We start from the raw sequence: 17,505 nt of genomic DNA on the forward strand, positions 1-17,505 counted from the left end.
GAGACCTTCCTCCACTGGCAGTGCGGCCCGACCTCACTGCCATCCGGCCGATGGATGGCCCTGGCGACGCTCCGCACCGTCGGCGGCCACTGCGCCGTCGCCCCGCGAGGCTCGGCCGGATTCGCCGTTCTGAACCCAGGCCAGTTCGCTCAGGTCAAGTACCCGGGAAGATCTCCGCTGTGCACGACCGTCAGCCGGGAGACGGCGCGAGTCAGCGCCACGTACAGGTGGCGCAGCCCGACGGTCTCGGCCACCGTCGTCACGGCGCCCTCCATCGGCAACCCCACGCCTTCGGCTTTGGCAATCTCAGCCGGTTCGACGGCCACGACGTGGTCGTATTCGAGGCCCTTGGACAGCGAGGCCGGCACCAGTTCAACTCGCTCCGGCTGGTCGATCCGGCCTTCCAACTGAGACCTCAAGTCGTCAACCATCGCGTCCGGGGCGATGATCCCGACGAGCCCCTCATCAGCCAGTGCTTTGGTGACCGCTTCCCAGACCCCTTCCGCCACGTCGGCGGCCTCGATTCGCTGGACCTCGCCGTCGTTCCGCAGCGAGGTGGCAGGGGCTACGTCCACTTCCAGATCAGGCAGGATGCGGTTGGCCAGGGCGATGATCGCCTCGGGGACGCGGTAGCCGGTGGTCAGTTCGGTGTGGGTGACCTCGTCCTTGCCCATGTGAGTCAGTTGGGTCCCCCAGTTCAGGGCCGCCCAGGGAGTGGTCCCCTGCGCGAGGTCGCCGAGGACCGTGACCGATCCCTTGCCCGAGCGTCGGCCGACGGCGCGGCACTGCATGGGCGAGAGGTCCTGTGCTTCGTCGATGACGATGTGGCCGTAAGAGTCGGACGGCTTCGACAGCTGGATGGAGGCTGCGATCTCGTCGAGGATCAAGGCGTCGGCGGCCGTCAGTCGGAGGTTGCCCTTCAGCGCGAGGTATCCGGCCTCCTTCTCAGTGAGGATGCCCGCCGTGGCCTCGGCGCGGAACTCGGGATCGGTGTAAAGCCTCTTCAGGACGGCTTTTGCGTCCAGCTTCGGCCACACGGCGTCGAGGAACGCGGCGACCGGCTCGGCCTTCCGCATCCCGCGCGCCCATTTCTCGTCCGGAGAGAATCCCGCCCTGATCTCCGCCTGACGGCGCAGGCCGAAGATCATGGCCTCCTGGAGATTCTCGCGCCCGGCGTTCCAGGTCGTCGTCGCCTCTCTCGCCGTTTGCAGGGCCTTGGTCAGGTAGTTGAAGCCAAGGCGCCACGTCCACCCGTTGTCCATGACCGACATCGGTTCGTCCTCGGTGACGGCGCTGTCGTCGACCGTGCCCAGGTGGAGCCACACCGCGCGGCGGGCGACTTCGGCCATCCGCTCGTCGTGCTTGAGCGCTTCCTGGTGCGGGTCGTCCTTGCCGGTGATCTTGTGGCGGCCGAGGATGAGCTGCTGGACGGTCATCTGGCGCACCGAGGTCTCGCCCAGGGTCGGCAGGACGGCTGAGATGTAGTGGAGGAAGCCCTCGTTGGGGCCGATGACGAGCATGCCCGACTGCTTGATCAAGTCGGGGTAGCTGTAAAGCAGCCAGGCGGCGCGGTGGAGACCGACGGCCGTCTTGCCTGTCCCGGGGGCTCCCTGGATGGCGAGGTTGAGGTCCGCCGGGCGGCGGATCAGCTCGTCCTGCTCGGGCTGGATGGTGGCGACGATGTCGCGCATGGGGCCGGTTCGGGGCCGCTCGATCTCGGCGCGAAGGATGTCGGAGGACAGGTCTTCGCCTAGGCGCAGGTCTTCGTCTTCGAAGCCGGTGATGAGCGAGCCACGGAATCCGTAGCGGCGGCGCTTGGCGACGCCGAGGCGCTTATTGGCGGAGGAGCGGTAGAACTTCTCCGACAACGGAGCCCGCCAGTCGAGGACCAGCGGAGTGGACTCCTCGTCGCGGACGTGGAGGCGGCCGAGGTGGTAGTCCTCGCCATTGTCGAACCAGAGGCGGCCGAAGAAGTAGGCGATGTCCCGTTCGGCCAGTTCTTCGAGCCGGGCCGTCCCCTGCCTGGCCATCGAGTAGCCCAGGTGCTTGTCCGGGCCCTTGTCGCCCTCGAACCGGTTCTGCTTGCCCTCGTTGAACTCGTCTGCGTAGGACTCCAGTATGCCGGCGGTCGTCTGCCTCATGCCCGCGATCGCATCGCGGACCTTTTGGTGGAATTCGACCTCTTCGCGCAGTTCTGCTTCGGACACGGCTCTCCTCCAGGAAGTCCGATCGGGAAGGAAGGATTGAAATGGGCCAGTCCTCCAGACTAGCCGTGATTCCCCGCTGCGTCGACACCTTTTACGTACAACCCCACGCTCAAAGGCGATATCAGTGGCTTCGTTCCAGTATCCACGAGTGCTGGCCCCTTCCCCAAATAGCAGCACGATTCTCCGATGCTTCAAGCGCCTTAGCGGCGACCTCTTTACGAGCGCATTTTGCGAGGTCCGCAGCAGTCAAAACGCTTCGAAACACTGCACGACCTTCGCTGTACCGACCTACTCCAAGTTGGCGAAACCCATAATGCGACCGCCAGCAGCGTCCGGCATAGTCAAAAATAGAAATGCCCCCGGTACTCGACCGAGGGCTAGTTTAGGGCAAGAAATACTGGCTAGGATTGCGCCTCTTCGGCGGTCCAGGCGTCAGCCATGGCATCGGCGTCAGTCAGGTACGAGTCAATACGCGCGTACACGTCTTCGTCTGTCTGGGCCACATAGTAAATGGTCAACATGATCGCGTCATGCTGCTGATCTACAGGAATGTCGTCCATCAGTTCATCTTCGCCCATGAGCGACCGAATCAGGCCCTCTAGAGCCAGTCCATTGAACGGCTTTTCGGCCTTCCGGTATGAGTATCGGACTTTCTCAACAAACTGTTTAATTGATTCGTGGGTGACAGTTTCCTGATCCTTGAAAGCCTTGTCGAGCATGACGGAGAATGTAGCGAGAGAATACAGGCCCCAATTGCTTCCCACTGGCTGATTCGCTACGAGTTCAGCGTATTCCGGCTTGTCGAGCGCGAACGCCTTCATAGTCTTGACGTAGTACTCTTTATGTTCCGTCATCTGTCGCCCTTCTTCCTCCGTCGCGAGAATAGTTCGATTGCCATTGCGCTTAGCACGATTCCCGTATTGATGATATCGCCTGCGTTCGGGTCCGCGTGTTGTGGGTTTCCGGCCGTCTGGCCCGTAGGGTTGTGCGGCTGTTGCGTTTCAGTCTTGGCGTCCGGCCCCCACGGGTCGAACGATTGCTTCGACTGTTGGATCGAAGAGCCTTGGTCTTTGGCGTACTTACTCAGGTTCTCAGTATTCTTGATGCCCTTTCGGCCAAAGCGGCTAAACCTAGACTTCTTCTCATCGTCATCCGAACCTTGGTTCTCAGCTTCAAATGAACCCGGCTGAGTGAAGACGTCCGGGTCACTTTTGTCTGGAACCGTAACCGTATACGGCACATCTCCTGTCGTGCCCCGGTACACAGCTCCGCGCTGCTCGTTCATCGCTTGGTCTATCAGCTCTACGGCTGAATCGGCATGTGTGTCGAGCGTTTCGAATGTAGGTCTACCGTCTTCGAGCACCTTAGCGGCTGTCTCTATCGCTTGCCCGTCATTGGCACCAATGGCCTCAAGTTCTGCTGCCACTTCCTCAGCATCCATTTGGAGTGCTGCCGTGAGGGCCCTCAACTCGTTGGAGTTCTCTTTGACGGCAAGGAACCTTGCTTTTAGACCTTCAAGTTCGGACATGGGCCGGCTCAGTTGGCCGCGGAAGCAATCAGGGCGTCTGCCTCATCAGCCATCGTGTCCACCTGTCCCATGACGGCGTGCATCTGTGCAGCAACCTCGGAAGCCGACCGGACCGGCTGAGCATTGGCCGCTCCGATACCTTCTAGCTGTCCGGCAAGGTTCTCAGCCTCGGACCTAGCACCTTCGATCAGGGATTTCACTTCGTCGGACTTGTTCTTGACTTCAGCGATTCGTCCTTGGAGTTCGTTCAACTGTGACATTGGGGTGATCCTTTCCAAACACGAGGACTTGTCTCGTTTAGGAGGTTAGCAGGACCGCACATATGGTCAGTGCATGGCGAGCAGGCTTCGCCTGAACGCTTAGCGAAGGGGCACTGGATGCTCATGGGAGTACAGGGTGGTCTTTTTAGGGCGGTGAGGGTCGCTCCTTGCGTACGGATTGGGACGGCCATCCACAAGCCGGGGGCACACCACTTGTCAAGGGAATCGCAAGCAACGTTGAAGGTTTCTCTCAGCACTCTCTATAGCTCCCCGAATCCATGGAGAACCGGCACAATCACCTGCACTTTTCCAGCCTTCTTCTACATCGAACCCCAATCCCGCCTCAACTTCACTCGGAGTGCTTCCTCAGCTGCTCAGAATCCCTCATTGCCGTGGAGTTACGACGATCCGTTGCCGAGAACCGTCGCACTGACCGGTACAGATTGAAATCACAAACGCGGCAGGGAAATTCGATCGGCCCAAGAGATGACTTGGCCTAAGACGTTCGGGCACTTCTGGACGTTCGGTGCGCGCCTCGGCGTGTCGTGGTTGACTACCCAATATGGGCTGGGTGACACTGGGTATCGGTTCGGCAGACCAGATGTCTGTCGAAGATCGCAGTGGACATCCAGTCTTCTTCGATAGCGGCCCGCCAGTTTATAGCTTCGAAACCTCGCTGGCGGGCCGCCCCCAACAACGATCCCCGAAGGGAGCGGTTGTACTGACTCATCGTAGTTGATCTGTTCGGCTGATTCCAGCCGCCTTTCCGTAGTTGACCGCGATCGCGCCGATCGCGTCTAGCCACCGTGCGCTCTGAACACCCCTAGTGGTGTCCTGTTTTGTCCTGAACGTCCGTGGAGCTGCAGTTTCACGTGTTCGGGGTAGCGGCGGTGTCCCCTCCCTGCCATGTCTCCCGGCGGGGAGTCCATGACTCAGTTCCTTAGTTCCCCCTGCCCTGAAACAGACGTGCAGGGGAGTTTGGAGGCTTCTCATGCCTATCTCGATGCCACTCACTCTCGGTTCGTTCACCATCGAGGGCCGCAAGGTCCAGATCGTCCGCCGAGCCGCCCGCAAGATCTTCTGGATCACCGTCGACGGACGCACCGCCGCCATGGTCCACACCCACGACCGGTTTCTCCTTCCCCAACCCGGCTGGACGATCCGTGACGACGTCGCCGACTGGCTGTTGGAGCAGACCATGCGCGCCCACTCCCACTTCGTCGCCTACTGCTTCGCGAAGGGAGTCCACCCCTAATGAACTCCTTCATCACCCAGTTCTCCGAGCACTCGGATTACGTCTACGCCGCCATCGCCTTCATCGTCGCGATCGGCCTATACGCCTTCGCCGTCTACCACGGCAACATCTACGGCCACAACGACCAGGAAACACACGACCGAACTACCAGCACGAACACGGCCCACGGACGAACCCACCGCCACAGACGACCTGCCGGGCGTGTGTCGGGGCGGGCGAAAGCCCCGACTGCCCGTACGGACGGGGCCGTTCTGGGGGCGGTGTCGTTTCTGGCGCGGACGTTCGAGGTCCGCGAGATCGACGTCTACACCGGCGTCATCATCGCCATCGAACCAGGCGGCAACCGCCTCATCGTCGGGGAAGCCGACTGGGGTTGGGGCTATCCCGGCCGGGTCTACTGGTCACCCGACCCCAAACGCCACGCACTGTTCTCCGACAACAGTCGCCTGAAGTTCGCACTCGAACAACGCGTCTACGCCGTCATCGACCGCGCCGTCTTCGGAGCGGATCTACCGCCACGTTTCCACGAGGAAGTCTGGACCGCAGACCCGTACGTCTCACCGGTCGATCGGTCACAGCAACACCAGCAACCACATGTACAGGCATCCTTGCAAGGTCTTCCGCAGCGGCAGTCCTGGAGGGGGCAACCGCAGGTTCAGCCGCAGCAGGCGTGGGCGCAACCGCCGTCACCGTCGCTTTCGCGTCCCCGACCGCAGCCTCAGGGTCAGTGTCAGGGGGTGGGCCGTGACCGTGCTGTACTTGCCACCTAACACCACCGACCTCGGTACGCTCCACCACTACGAGCACGTCTTCGACGTCCACTACGATGCCGAGGCCGGCACGGTCTTCCTTCTCGAACCCACCGACGACGACACACCGATCCAGCAACGGGTACCGGCCGTCATCGCCGTCTGCGGCCGGGGAGTCTGGGCCAAACTCACCCTCTACTCCGACGAGCTCTACAAACAAGCCCGCGCGTTCCCCGACTGGGAGAACGAAATCCGCGACGCCATCATGATCCACCTCCAACGCCGCACCGGCTAGAAAGCGCTCACGAAGAGGCGAGGGGATCAGGGCGTTGCCCCGATCCCCTCGCGCAATGGCTGAAATACGTAACTGCGGCACCAAGAGGTGCTCCACCCGAGAAGTCCGGGGAATTCGACCGCGTATTGACGCGCGATGTGTCCGTCGATGATCAACGGATTAAAGAAGTCCGGGCGAACGCTGACCTGCTCACGAGCAGAGTGCAAGAGCAAGAAAGCTTCCGCTCTACTCGTAGGCTCCGATCGTGTAAAGGAACTGGTACCCGTTGGGGTTGTGGTAGAACCGGCAGTGGTCGAAGATCCCGTAGTTCGGCCTCGAACCGTATTCGGCCTGTGCCCTGATGCAACTCGACTCCGTTGAGTAGACGGGCGACTCGAACACGATCGGCTTCTGGTCCGGCGTGGGCTCGGTGGAGGCCGCCTGGGCGGTTCCAGAAAGGGCGAACAGGGCTGCCGCGGCGGTGGTGGCCGCGAGGGCCAGGCGGCCCTTGAGGGTAAGGGTTCTCATGGTCTTCCTTCGGTCAGGGGATCGGTCGTTGATCCGGGCAAGCGAGATGCTCGCACATTCACGATTGTATTGGCGTCCTTTGCAGATGGCCAATCCCTCGCGCCCGGATCAACGAAAGCCAACTCGTCACCAGCCGGGATCGCCGTCGCGGAAGCGGTAGACCTGACTTCCGTTCTCCAGCATGCACAGGATGAAGACGTCGTTGGCGTCGCAGTCTCCGAAGACTTCGAGGTTCTCCTTGATGACCTTCCTAGCGCCGTCCTGGAGCCCGACTCCGACGATCGTGCCGGTCCTGGAGGACAGGTAGTCGCTGTCGCTGCCCTTGGAGTAGGTCAGTGCGCTGGCGTCGTCGATGGCGCTGAACGAGCCCTCGTAACCCTGGTTCAGCGGCTGGAACTCGTCGTCCAGAACGATGGAGCGCGTGTTGTCGCCCTCCTTGTAACTGAAGAGGATCCGGTCGCCGACGGCCTCCACGCGGGTGACCCTCGTGTAGTCGTCGTCGGCGGAGTTGTAGACCTCTTCCTCGTCCTTGAAGTCGTAGACGCGGAAGGAGAATTCGTCATCTGATTCGTCGGACTTCTCCATGAAGCAGACCAAGGTCTTGCCGCACACTTCAATTCGTTCCAGGACCGCGTCGGAGTCGCTGACGCGAGCGGTGCTGAGACTGGAGAGACCTTCGTCCATGTCGTACATCCGCACCTCGTAGCCCGTCGTGTTGGTGCCGACGAACATCGTGCCGTCGAACGCGGTGTAGGCGTCATCGACGGAGCCGATGTTCTTCTCCGTCTCCATCTTCGCGTTCTCGGTGTTGAAGACGTGCAACATCTCATCATCGGTCAACCACCAGAACCGGCCGTCAGTGGCATCTCCGGAGTTCCGGCCGGAGTAGTCGTCCCAAGCAAAGGAGCGGTTGTACTTCTCAACCGAGAGCTCCCCCAAGTCGTCGTCGTACCGCTTCTCGCCCTTGCGGTCGAACAGGGCGATGGCCGACGACTCCACCGAAACGAAGAGGAACTCGTCGTTCACCCGGCGCCCGGCAAGGTTGGGCACCTGCTGCTTTTTGAGGACCTCTCCGTCGGACACGTCGAAGAAGTAACGGGTGTACTCCTCGTCGCAGCATTCGTTGTCAACATACGACTTGCGGGTCATCGTCAGGAGTCCGTCGCCGACGCTCAGGCCGCCCCACTCTTCGGCGGTGACGGTGTAGTTCTTCTGCCACTTCTCCTCGCCGGTCTTCAGGTCCTGGGCAACGAGCGTCAAGCGGTCCTGGTCCTGGGCGTTGGAATCCTCCTCCACGCGCGCGATGTAGCCGACGTCGCCCCGCACGACCACGTCGTGCCAGTCGACGGTCTCAGGGTCGTGGAACAGCGGGTCGCCGACCGTCTCCAGAGCATTGAAGTCGCGCTGCTCGTAGTGCTCCCGGAAGAGGAAGAACCAGGTCAGACCGGCCACGAGCGCCAGCACGAGTATGCCTGCCACCGCTCCGGCGAGCGCCTTGCGGCTCTTCTTCGGCGCCGGTTTGGGCTGCGTCGGGATGGGATAGGTCGAGTCCATGCCCGGCGTCTGGGGCGGCAGCGACTGCGGCGTGACCGGCTGAGCGGCGGGAGGCGTCATGGGCGACTGGCCGGAGGGCGGCGACTGGGGCGTGGTGGGCGGGTCCTGGGCCAGCACCGCCGCGATGGCGCCTTCGGAGACCGGCAGTTCGGGCTGTTCGAGCACGGTGGGGGCCATGTTGATCCCCTCGTGGAGCACCTGCGCCACGAGCGGGAGCCGCGAGGACCCGCCGACGAGGAAGACGCCGACGATCTTGTCCGGCGAGTAGCCGGAGCTGCCCAGCACTCGCTGCAGCTCGCCGACCCCGCGCGCCAGCAGTGGCCGCGCCATCTGGTCGAGTTCATTGCGCGTCAGGTGGAAGGCCTGGTCGATGCCGGGGATCGTGATGGGGGCGACGGAGGAGCGCGAGAGCATCTCCTTGGCCTCCCGGACGTCCTTCCACAGCTTCCGCCGGTCGCGCAGTTGCGTCGCGGTGCTCGGCGAGAGCAGTTTCTCCCAGGCCTCCGGGTAGGACTCGGCGACGGTCTTGCCGAGATGCTCGACCAGGGCCGAGTCCACGTCGAGCCCACCCAGGTCGGCCAGGCCTCCGGTGGCCTTGACCCGGAAGGAACCGTCCTCGTCGTGGCCCACGACGGCGATGTCCAGCGTGCCGCCGCCGAAGTCGAACACGGCGAGCGCCTGTCCGGGCCGCACGGGGTTCTCGAGGCGGGAGGCGTAGTAGTAGGCGGCTCCGACCGGTTCCGGGATGATCTTGACCGGCGGGTAGCCGGCGGCCGCGGCGGCGTCCTGGAGGACGGCACGGCGGCGTTCGCCCCATTCGGCGGGGCAGGTGAGGATGGAGGCCGGCAGGCTGCCCACGGCCTCCTGGGCCGCCGCCCCGACCCGCCGGAGGATGGCGGTGAAGGCCTGGGTGACGGAGATGTCCCGGTCGCCGAGGAGGATGAAGCCGTCGTTGATCCGCTGTTTCGGGTTCGGCTCGTAGCGGTCCGGTTCGGTCGCGGCGAGGGTTTCGGCGTCGCGGCCGGTGTGGATCTCGCCCGCCTGGTCGAGGAAGACGGCCGAGGGCATGATCGGCGATCCGTCGAAGAGGAGTGGGCGGGTGCGGCCGTCGGGCCATTGGATGACGGCGACGGTATGGGACGTACCGAGGTCGACGCTGAGTAGGTATCCGGAGGACATGGCTACCAGATTAGGACATTGAGTCCAGACCTTCGCGAGCGTCCCTCGGTCCGTCCCACGTGGGCTACACTGCCGCGACTATCCCTGTGAGCCGAGTCCTCTCTGGCGCTTGATCTCGGCGAGCGCGATGGAGGCGGCCACCGAGGCGTTGAGGGACTCCACCGCCGAGGCGATCGGGATGGAGGCGCGGAAGTCGCAGGTCTGGGCCACCAGGCGGCTGACGCCCTTGCCCTCGTCGCCGACGACGAGCACGAGCGGGCGGTCGGCGGCGGTGAGGTCGAAGACGTCGTCGTCGCCCTCGCCGTCGAGCGCGACGGCCATGAAGCCCTCCTTCTGGAGGTCCTTGACGGTGTTGGTCATGTTGACGATCTTGGCGACCGGGACGCGAGCGGCGGCTCCGGCGCTAGTGCGCCAGGCGACGGCGGTGACGGAGGCGGCGCGGCGGGAGGGGATGATCAGCCCGTCGGCGCCGAAGGCCGCGGTGGAGCGGATGATGGCGCCGAGGTTGCGCGGGTCGGTGATGCCGTCGAGGGCGACCAGCAGCGGCATGGCGTCGGACTTGGACTCGGCGAGCAGGTCCTCGAGTTCGGCGTACTGGTAGGGCTCGACTTCGAGGGCGATGCCCTGGTGCATGGAGTTCTGGGCCTTGCGGTCCAGGTCGCGGCGGGCCAGTTCGCGGACGGCGAGGTCGCGGTTCTGGGCCATGCGGACGGCCTCGGCGATGCGGTCGTCGAGGTGGGTGCCGTAGGCGACGTAGAGCGCCTTGGCGGGCACTTTGGCTCGGAGGGCCTCGACGACGGGGTTGCGGCCGAGGAGCAGCTCGGGGGCGTCGTGGTCGCGTTCGCGGCGGTCCCTGGACTTGCCGATGTGGGTGGTGCGGCCCTCGGAGGCGGCCTTGGTGCGCTCCTTCTCCTGCTTCCACTTGGTCTTCTTCGGCTTGTCCTCGCCGGTGTACTTCTTGTGCCAGGGGCGGTCCTCGGCCTTCAGGGTCTTGCCCCTGGTGTTGAGGCCCTTCTTCTGGCCGCCGGTGCCCTTCCCGAAACCGGTCTTGGCGCGCTTCGACTGGCCGGGACGGCGTGGTTTCGAGTTGGCCACTGTGGTGCTCCTCTGGTCGGTCTTCTGATTTCTCTATATCAAAGATTCAGGGCTCCCCGGTCCGGGAAGCCCTGATTGCTCGAGGTCTGCCTCGGTCAGCCCAGGGTCCAGGTGGGTCCTTGGGGGGTGTCCTTGACTTGGACGCCGGCCGCGGCGAGTTCATCGCGGATGGCGTCGGCGGCGGCGAAGTCCTTGCGGGCCCGCGCGGCTGTGCGCTGTTCGAGTGCTATGGCGACCAGGGCGTCGAGGGCGCCGCTTCCCTCGTCCTTGGCGGGCTCGTCCCAGTGTGGGTCGAGCGGGTCGAGGCCGAGCAACTCTAGCATGGCGCGGACGGAGGCGGCTATGTTCGCGGCGGCCGTCTCATCGCCCTCGTCGAGCGCGGCGTTGCCCTCGCGGACCAGGTCGTGGATGGCCGCGAGCGCCGCGGGGGTGTTGAGGTCGTCGTTGAGCGCGTCGTCGAAGTCCGCGCAGTGCATGCCGTTCTCGGTCTTGGCGACTCCGACGGCGTCGACGGCGCGGCGCACGAAGTTGGCCAGGCGGTCGTAGGCGGCCGAGGCCTCTTTGAGGCTGTCGTCGGTGTACTCCAGGGGCTTCCGGTAGTGGGCGCTGGCCAGGTAGTAGCGGATGTCGACGGGGCGGAAGCCCTTCTCCCCCAGGGCGGTGACCGAGAGGGTGTTGCCCAGGGACTTGCTCATCTTGGTGCCCGAGAGGTTGAGCATGCCGTTGTGGACCCAGAACCCGGCGAACGAGAGGCCGGCCGCCTGGGACTGGGCCATCTCGTTCTCGTGGTGGGGGGAACATGATGTCGACGCCGCCGCCGTGGATGTCGAAGCCGGCGCCGAGGTAGCGGCGGGCCATGGCGGAGCACTCGATGTGCCAGCCGGGGCGTCCGAGGCCCCACGGGGAGGTCCAGGCGGCGTCCTCGGGCTCTCCGGGCTTGTGGGCCTTCCACAGGCCGAAGTCGCGCGAGTCGCGCTTGTCGCCGGTGTCGGGCGAGGACTGCATGTCCTCGGGTTTGCGGTGGGAGAGGGCTCCGTACTCTGGCCAGGAGGCGACGGAGAAGTAGACGTCGCCGTTCCAGGTCTCGTAGGCGTGGCCGCGGTCGATGAGCTCCTGGATGAGGTCGATCATCTGGGTGATGTGGCCGGTGGCGCGGGGCTCGTACGTCGGCGCCTGGACGCCCAGGGCGGTGTAGTCGCGGGCGAGGACGCGCTCGTTCTCGTAGGCGATGGCCCACCAGTGGCGGCCCTGCTCCGACTCGCGGACGAGGATCTTGTCGTCGATGTCGGTGATGTTTCGCACGTACGTGACGTCGTAGCCGAGGTGGCGCATCCAGTTGACGAGGATGTCGTAGGAGACGCCGGACCGGAGGTGGCCAATGTGGGGCGGTCCTTGCACGGTGAGACCGCACAGGTAGATCCCGACACAGCCCTCGTTGCGGGGCTGGAAGTCGCGGACGGATCTGGTTCCCGTGTCATAAAGTCTCAAGCTCACGGGAACAAGTTTAGCGGGGCGGTTCCGGAGACGCGTGCAGCCGGGCGGCGAGTGCCGCCCGGCTGCGTCACGCGGGTGCCTTCGGCCCCTGCGGGCCGTCGGCGGAGCGTTCTAGCTCTCGGTGAGCTCCTTGCGGAGCAGCTCGGCAACCTGCATGGAGTTCTCGGCGGCGCCCTTGATCAGGTTGTCGCCGACGGTGAAGAACTCCAGGGAGTTGGGGAAGTCGACCGACTGGCGCAGGCGTCCGACCTGGGTGCCGGAGATGCCGGCGGAGTCGATCGAGGTCGGGTAGACGTTGTTGCCCGGGTCGTCGACCACGGTGACGCCCTCGGCCTTCTCGAGCACGGCGCGGGCCTGCTCGACGGTCACGTCGTTCTCGAAGGTGGCGTGGACGGCCTGCGCGTGGCCGATGGCCACCGGCACGCGGACGCAGGTCGAGGCGACCTTCAGGGTCGGGTGGCCGAGCATCTTGCGGCTCTCGTTGCGGACCTTGAGCTCCTCGGAGGTCCAGCCGCCGTCGCGCCAGCCGCCGACCTTCGGGACGACGTTCCAGGCGAGGGGCGCGCCGAAGGCCTCGTTGGCCTCCTCGCCGAGCGCCTCGCGGACGTCGCCGGGCTTGGTGCCCAGGCCGTCGGCGGGGGTGGTCTTGTTGACCTGCTCGTAGAGCGCCTCGAGGCCGGCCTTGCCGCCGCCGGAGGCGGCCTGGTAGGAGGCCACGGACATGGACGCGAGGCCGAACTCGCGGTGCAGCGGCGCGATCGACGGGATGAGCGTCAGCGTCGTGCAGTTGGCGTTGGCGATGATGTTCCGCGGGCGGTTGCGCACGTCCTCCGGGTTGGCCTCGGGGGCCACCAGCGGGACGTCGTCCTCCATGCGGAAGTGGGCGCTCTTGTCGATGACGATGGCGCCCTTCTCGGCGGCCACCGGCACCCACTCGGCGCTGACCTCGTCGGGGAGGTCGAAGTGGGCGATGTCGATGCCCTCGAAGACCTCGGGCGACATGGCCTGGACGGTGATCTCCTCGTCGCCGACGTTGAGGACCTTGCCGGCCGAGCGGGGCGAGGCGATGAGGCGGATCTCGCCCCACTTCTCGCGCTCCGCGGCGAGGAGCTCGCGCATGATCGAGCCGACGACGCCGGTGGCGCCGACGATGGCGATGTTGAGCTTGCTGGTCATGGGCTACTCCTTAGCGGCCGGTTCCGGCGTAGACGACGGCTTCTTCTTCTCCGCCCAGCTCGAAGGCGTCGTGGACGGCCTTCACGGCGGTGTTGAGGTCCGAGTCGCGGCAGACGACCGAGATGCGGATCTCCGAGGTGGAGATGATCTCGATGTTGACGTCCGCGTCGGCCAGGGCCTGGCAGAACGTCGCCGTCACGCCCGGGTGCGAGCGCATTCCGGCGCCGACGAGGGACAGCTTGCCGACGTTCTCGTCGTAGATGACCTTCTCGAAGCCGACCTTCTCCTGCTTCTTGCGCAGCTGCTTGACGGCCTTGTCGCCGTCGGTCTTCGGCAGCGTGAAGGAGATGTCGGTGTGGCCGTTGCCCGCCGTGGAGACGTTCTGGACGATCATGTCGATGTCGATCTCCGCCTCGGCGATGATCTCGAAGATCTGCGCGGCGGCGCCCGGGTGGTCCGGGACGCGGGTGACGGTCAGTTTGGCCTCGGAGCGGTCGTGGGCGACGCCGGAGATGAGTGCTTGCTCCATGGGAATGTCCTCCAGATTGCCGGAGACGATGGTTCCGGGCTTGTTCGAGTACGACGAGCGGACGTGCAGCGGAATGCCGTAGCGGCGGGCGTATTCGACGCTGCGCAGGTACAGGATCTTCGCGCCGGAGGCGGCCAGCTCGAGCATCTCCTCGAAGCTGATGTCGTCGAGCTTCTGCGCGTCGGGGACGATGCGCGGATCGGCGGTGTAGACGCCGTCGACGTCGGAGTAGATCTCGCAGACGTCGGCTTTCAGAGCGGCGGCCATGGCGACGGCGGTGACGTCCGAGCCGCCGCGGCCGAGCGAGGTGATGTCCTTCGTGTCCGGGCTGACGCCCTGGAATCCGGCGACGATGACTATGTAGCCCTCGTCGAGGGCGGCCTGGACGCGCCCGGGCGTGACGTCGACGATGCGAGCGTCGCCGTGGGCGGCGGTGGTCAGCATGCCGGCCTGGGAGCCGGTGAACGACCGGGCCTGGTAACCCAGGTCGTTGATGGCCATGGCGAGCACGGACATGGAGATCCGCTCGCCGGCCGTCACGAGCATGTCGAGCTCGCGGGGATCGGGCTGGGGGGAGACCTCGCCTGCGAGGTCGAGAAGTTCGTCGGTGGTGTCGCCCATCGCGGAGACCACCACTACGACGTCGTTGCCGGCTTTTCGCGTCTGAACGATACGTTCGGCGACGCGCTTTACGCGGGTGGCGTTCTCTACGGACGACCCACCATATTTCTGTACGACTAGCGCCACGGGTTCACCTCAGATTCCTTTTGACTCGGGTGCTGTGTCGTTGCTGCAAGTCGGCAGCGTATATACCTTAGCCGTGGCAAGGTGTGTACTGCCAGACTGAAGAGTGTTCAGAGAGGTGCCATCACAGGGTGGAGCGGATGTTGAGCATTGAACGGAACCGAAATACGAAAAAGTGCGTGTTCTTCACCACTGTGTTCTCCGCTGCGGTCATACTGGCCGGTTGCGGCACGGCGACGGCCACAGACGACGAAACGCCTGAAGAGGACAGACCGCCCAGCGCGAGACTCGAGTTGACCTCGGCGGCGGCGGAGGCGATGGACGCCCGCTACAGCGCCGAGTACGAGTGGTCCGGCGGCGGCAACGTCACCGTCGACCTGGCCGAGGACGGGACGTGGATGGTCGGCGTCGAGGACTGGGCCCTCGGCGGCGAGGCGGACGTGTGGATCGCCTGGACGACCGGCGGCTTCTACCAGTGCGTCGACGAGCCTGAGGAGCAGTGCGTCAAGATCGCCGCGATCACCGGCGAGATCCCGGAGGACCTGGACCCGAAGGTGCAGCTGCCGTTCGTGCGGTGGCTGCCCCGGCTGGCCGACCAGCACGCCCCCTTCCAGGTCGCCTGGGACGACGGCTGCTTCGTCCTGAACAGGACGACCGTCGTGGTGGACACCCCCGTCCCCGAGGGCTCCTGGTGCTTCGACGGCGAGGGCGCCATCGAGTCGGTCGACGTGAAGGACGCGGGCACGCTCACGCTCGTCGGGGAGAAGTCCGAGGCCCCCGAGACCGTCGAGCTCCCCGGCCAGATCGTCGACGGCGACCCCGCCGGCAAGGAGAAGCCGGAGGAGGACGAGGAAGAGAAGAAGGACGACGAGTCCGGCGAGGCGGAGGACGGCGAAGAGGCCGGCGACGCGGCCTCCGAGTCCGAGGGATAGCCCGGTCCGACGGGGCGGACCGGACCTCCGAAGAGGCCTTCCGCGGGGCGCCGTTCCGGCGCCCCGTTTCCCCCTTTCCGGGACGAACACGCCCATTCCTCGCCCCGGCTTGTCCCACAGCGTGGATATAGTTATGATCGTCAGCATCATGAACTTCGCGGGCATGCTCCTTACGTGCCGCGGCGGGGCCCAGTAAGTCGGCCTCCTCGCCGCGGGTTCCCCCATGCGCCGATGACCTCACGAAAGCGCAATTCACCGTAGGAGCATCGACATCATGACCCCGTTCTCTCAGAAGGCCACCCGCTACACCCCGTTCCACGATCAGATCGCCGTCTCCCTGCCCGACCGCACCTGGCCGGACAAGGTCATCGAGTCCGCGCCGGTATGGTGCGCCGTCGACCTCCGCGACGGAAACCAGGCCCTGATCGACCCCATGGACATCGAGCGCAAGAAGACCATGTTCCGCACCCTGGTCGACATGGGCTACAAGGAGATCGAGGTGGGCTTCCCCGCCGCGAGCCAGACCGACTTCGACTTCGTCCGCGCCCTGGTCGACGAGGGCATGATCCCCGACGACGTCACCATCCAGGTGCTGGTCCAGTGCCGCGAGCACCTGATCGAGCGGACCTTCGAGTCCCTGCGCGGCGCCAAACGCGCCATCGTCCACTTCTACAACTCGACCTCCGCCCTGCAGCGCAAGGTCGTCTTCGACGCCTCCCGCGACGAGATCAAGGCCATCGCCACCCACGGCGCCGAGCTGTGCCTGAAGTACGCCTTGATCGTCACCCCCGACGCGGACATCCGCTACGAGTACTCCCCCGAGTCATTCACCGGCACCGAGCTGGACTACGCCGTGGAGGTCTGCAACGCCGTCGCCGAGGTCATCGACCCCGCGCCGGACAAGCCGCTGATCGTCAACCTGCCGGCCACCGTCGAAATGGCCACCCCGAACGTCTACGCCGACTCCATCGAGTGGTTCAAGCGCCGCATGGCCCGCCCCGAGTCGATGATCCTGTCGGTCCACCCCCACAACGACCGGGGCACCGGCGTCGCCGCCGCCGAGCTGGCCCTGCAGGCCGGCGCCGACCGCGTCGAGGGCTGCCTCTTCGGCAACGGCGAGCGCACCGGCAACGTCTGCCTGGTGACGCTGGGAATGAACATGTTCAGCCAGGGCGTCGACCCCGAGATCGACTTCAGCGACATCGACTCGGTCAAGCGCACGGTCGAGTACTGCAACCGCCTGCCCGTCCACGAGCGCCACCCCTACGGCGGCGACCTGGTGTTCACGGCCTTCTCCGGCTCGCACCAGGACGCCATCAAGAAGGGCTTCGCCGCGCTGGAGGCCGAGGCGCGGGACGCGGGCGTACCCGTGGACGAGTACACCTGGGCGGTCCCGTACCTGCCGGTGGACCCCAAGGACATCGGGCGCAGCTACGAGGCGGTCATCCGCGTGAACTCGCAGTCCGGCAAGGGCGGGGTCGCCTACATCATGCACCAGGACTACGGCTTCGACCTGCCGCGCCGCATGCAGATCGAGTTCAGCCGCGCCGTCCAGGAGCACACCGACAACTCCGGACGCGAGGTCTCTTCGCGGGAGATCCACGAGATCTTCCGCCACGAGTACCACCCCGAGTACCAGCCGAACCCGCGCCTGGCGGTCGGATCCTGCAACACCTCGGCCTCGGGCGACGAGGTCACGGTGGAGGCGTCGGTGACGTTCGAGGGGCAGGACCACAAGATCGTGGGCTCGGGCAACGGCCCGCTGTCGGCGTTCGTCAAGGCGCTGGAGGAGATCGGCGTCCGGGTGTCGGTGCAGGAGTACGTGCAGCACTCGCTGTCGACCGGCACGGACGCCAAGTCGGCGGCCTACGTCGAGTGCGCCATCGGCGACCGGACCGTCTGGGGCGCCGGCGTGCACTCCAACATCACGCTGGCGACGCTGCGCGCGCTGGCCAGCGCCGTGAACCGCACCGAGGCGGGGTAGGCGCGGACTAGAGCGAG

14 protein-coding genes and 1 pseudogene are annotated in these 17,505 nt (G+C 65.3%); 5 read left to right on the forward strand and 10 right to left on the reverse strand.

Translation table 11 applies throughout. The features are described from left to right. Window positions 1-149: 149 nt before the first annotated feature. From ACFTE1_RS17295 to ACFTE1_RS17310, 4 genes are all read right to left on the reverse strand, one after another. Window positions 150-2,207, reverse strand: a complete 2,058-nt coding sequence (locus tag ACFTE1_RS17295) for a HelD family protein (protein WP_380624148.1) — start codon at window positions 2,205-2,207, stop codon at window positions 150-152. A gap of 401 nt (window positions 2,208-2,608) precedes the next feature. Beyond that, the gene (locus ACFTE1_RS17300) at window positions 2,609-3,061 is read right to left on the reverse strand and encodes a hypothetical protein (RefSeq protein WP_380624146.1); all 453 of its coding nucleotides are present in this window, start codon (window positions 3,059-3,061) and stop codon (window positions 2,609-2,611) included. After that, complete coding sequence (locus tag ACFTE1_RS17305) at window positions 3,058-3,735, reverse strand: hypothetical protein (protein WP_380624144.1); 678 nt, start codon at window positions 3,733-3,735, stop codon at window positions 3,058-3,060. Before ACFTE1_RS17305 ends, ACFTE1_RS17300 begins: the two co-directional genes overlap by 4 nt. 8 nt (window positions 3,736-3,743) lie before the next feature. Continuing rightward, window positions 3,744-3,995: a hypothetical protein gene (locus tag ACFTE1_RS17310; protein ID WP_380624142.1), complete on the reverse strand. Its 252-nt coding sequence runs from the start codon at window positions 3,993-3,995 to the stop codon at window positions 3,744-3,746. A gap of 991 nt (window positions 3,996-4,986) precedes the next feature. Here ACFTE1_RS17310 and ACFTE1_RS17315 point away from each other — a divergent pair. Genes ACFTE1_RS17315 through ACFTE1_RS17325 form a run of 3 tightly spaced genes read left to right on the forward strand, consistent with a single transcriptional unit; the run spans window position 4,987 to window position 6,294 of the window. Continuing rightward, the gene (locus tag ACFTE1_RS17315) at window positions 4,987-5,250 is read left to right on the forward strand and encodes a hypothetical protein (protein ID WP_380621288.1); all 264 of its coding nucleotides are present in this window, start codon (window positions 4,987-4,989) and stop codon (window positions 5,248-5,250) included. Further along, window positions 5,250-6,020, forward strand: a complete 771-nt coding sequence (locus tag ACFTE1_RS17320) for a hypothetical protein (protein ID WP_380624140.1) — start codon at window positions 5,250-5,252, stop codon at window positions 6,018-6,020. The genes ACFTE1_RS17315 and ACFTE1_RS17320 overlap by 1 nt, the downstream gene beginning before the upstream one ends. After that, on the forward strand, window positions 5,995-6,294 hold the full coding sequence (locus tag ACFTE1_RS17325) for a hypothetical protein (protein WP_380624138.1): 300 nt from the start codon (window positions 5,995-5,997) through the stop codon (window positions 6,292-6,294). Before ACFTE1_RS17320 ends, ACFTE1_RS17325 begins: the two co-directional genes overlap by 26 nt. Window positions 6,295-6,519: 225 nt before the next feature. Here ACFTE1_RS17325 and ACFTE1_RS17330 read toward each other — a convergent pair whose 3' ends face one another. The 6 genes and pseudogenes from ACFTE1_RS17330 to ACFTE1_RS17355 all read right to left on the reverse strand — a co-directional run bounded on the left by ACFTE1_RS17330 (window position 6,520) and on the right by ACFTE1_RS17355 (window position 14,575). Then, the gene (locus ACFTE1_RS17330) at window positions 6,520-6,801 is read right to left on the reverse strand and encodes a hypothetical protein (protein ID WP_380624136.1); all 282 of its coding nucleotides are present in this window, start codon (window positions 6,799-6,801) and stop codon (window positions 6,520-6,522) included. 126 nt (window positions 6,802-6,927) lie between these two features. Then, window positions 6,928-9,534, reverse strand: coding sequence for an Hsp70 family protein (locus tag ACFTE1_RS17335; protein WP_380624134.1), 2,607 nt, complete (start codon window positions 9,532-9,534; stop codon window positions 6,928-6,930). Between the two features lie 78 nt (window positions 9,535-9,612). Next, window positions 9,613-10,629, reverse strand: a complete 1,017-nt coding sequence (gene rlmB, locus ACFTE1_RS17340; protein WP_380624132.1) for a 23S rRNA (guanosine(2251)-2'-O)-methyltransferase RlmB — start codon at window positions 10,627-10,629, stop codon at window positions 9,613-9,615. 95 nt (window positions 10,630-10,724) lie between these two features. Next, a pseudogene (cysS, locus tag ACFTE1_RS17345) lies at window positions 10,725-12,123 on the reverse strand (cysteine--tRNA ligase). A 111-nt stretch (window positions 12,124-12,234) separates the two neighbouring features. Next, the gene (locus ACFTE1_RS17350; protein WP_380624127.1) at window positions 12,235-13,299 is read right to left on the reverse strand and encodes an aspartate-semialdehyde dehydrogenase; all 1,065 of its coding nucleotides are present in this window, start codon (window positions 13,297-13,299) and stop codon (window positions 12,235-12,237) included. Window positions 13,300-13,309: 10 nt separating this feature from the next. Next, a complete protein-coding gene (locus ACFTE1_RS17355; RefSeq protein WP_380624125.1) occupies window positions 13,310-14,575 on the reverse strand; it encodes an aspartate kinase in 1,266 nt (421 codons plus the stop codon). A 176-nt stretch (window positions 14,576-14,751) separates the two neighbouring features. Here ACFTE1_RS17355 and ACFTE1_RS17360 point away from each other — a divergent pair, with 176 nt between their 5' ends. Together ACFTE1_RS17360 and leuA are read left to right on the forward strand one after the other, a co-directional pair. After that, a complete protein-coding gene (locus tag ACFTE1_RS17360; protein WP_380624123.1) occupies window positions 14,752-15,504 on the forward strand; it encodes a hypothetical protein in 753 nt (250 codons plus the stop codon). Between the two features lie 274 nt (window positions 15,505-15,778). After that, complete coding sequence (gene leuA, locus ACFTE1_RS17365; protein ID WP_380624121.1) at window positions 15,779-17,488, forward strand: 2-isopropylmalate synthase; 1,710 nt, start codon at window positions 15,779-15,781, stop codon at window positions 17,486-17,488. Window positions 17,489-17,505: the final 17 nt, after the last annotated feature.

Source organism: Salininema proteolyticum (genome assembly GCF_042685645.1).
GTDB lineage: Bacteria > Actinomycetota > Actinomycetes > Mycobacteriales > Micromonosporaceae > Salininema > Salininema proteolyticum.

Coding starts and splice junctions, on each gene's coding strand:
- ACFTE1_RS17300 (WP_380624146.1), bottom strand. CDS start 3,061: ATGACGGAACATAAAGAGTACTACGTCAAGACTATGAAGGCGTTCGCG.
- ACFTE1_RS17305 (WP_380624144.1), bottom strand. CDS start 3,735: ATGTCCGAACTTGAAGGTCTAAAAGCAAGGTTCCTTGCCGTCAAAGAG.
- ACFTE1_RS17310 (WP_380624142.1), bottom strand. CDS start 3,995: ATGTCACAGTTGAACGAACTCCAAGGACGAATCGCTGAAGTCAAGAAC.
- ACFTE1_RS17315 (WP_380621288.1), top strand. CDS start 4,987: ATGCCTATCTCGATGCCACTCACTCTCGGTTCGTTCACCATCGAGGGC.
- ACFTE1_RS17320 (WP_380624140.1), top strand. CDS start 5,250: ATGAACTCCTTCATCACCCAGTTCTCCGAGCACTCGGATTACGTCTAC.
- ACFTE1_RS17330 (WP_380624136.1), bottom strand. CDS start 6,801: ATGAGAACCCTTACCCTCAAGGGCCGCCTGGCCCTCGCGGCCACCACC.
- ACFTE1_RS17335 (WP_380624134.1), bottom strand. CDS start 9,534: ATGTCCTCCGGATACCTACTCAGCGTCGACCTCGGTACGTCCCATACC.
- ACFTE1_RS17350 (WP_380624127.1), bottom strand. CDS start 13,299: ATGACCAGCAAGCTCAACATCGCCATCGTCGGCGCCACCGGCGTCGTC.
- leuA (WP_380624121.1), top strand. CDS start 15,779: ATGACCCCGTTCTCTCAGAAGGCCACCCGCTACACCCCGTTCCACGAT.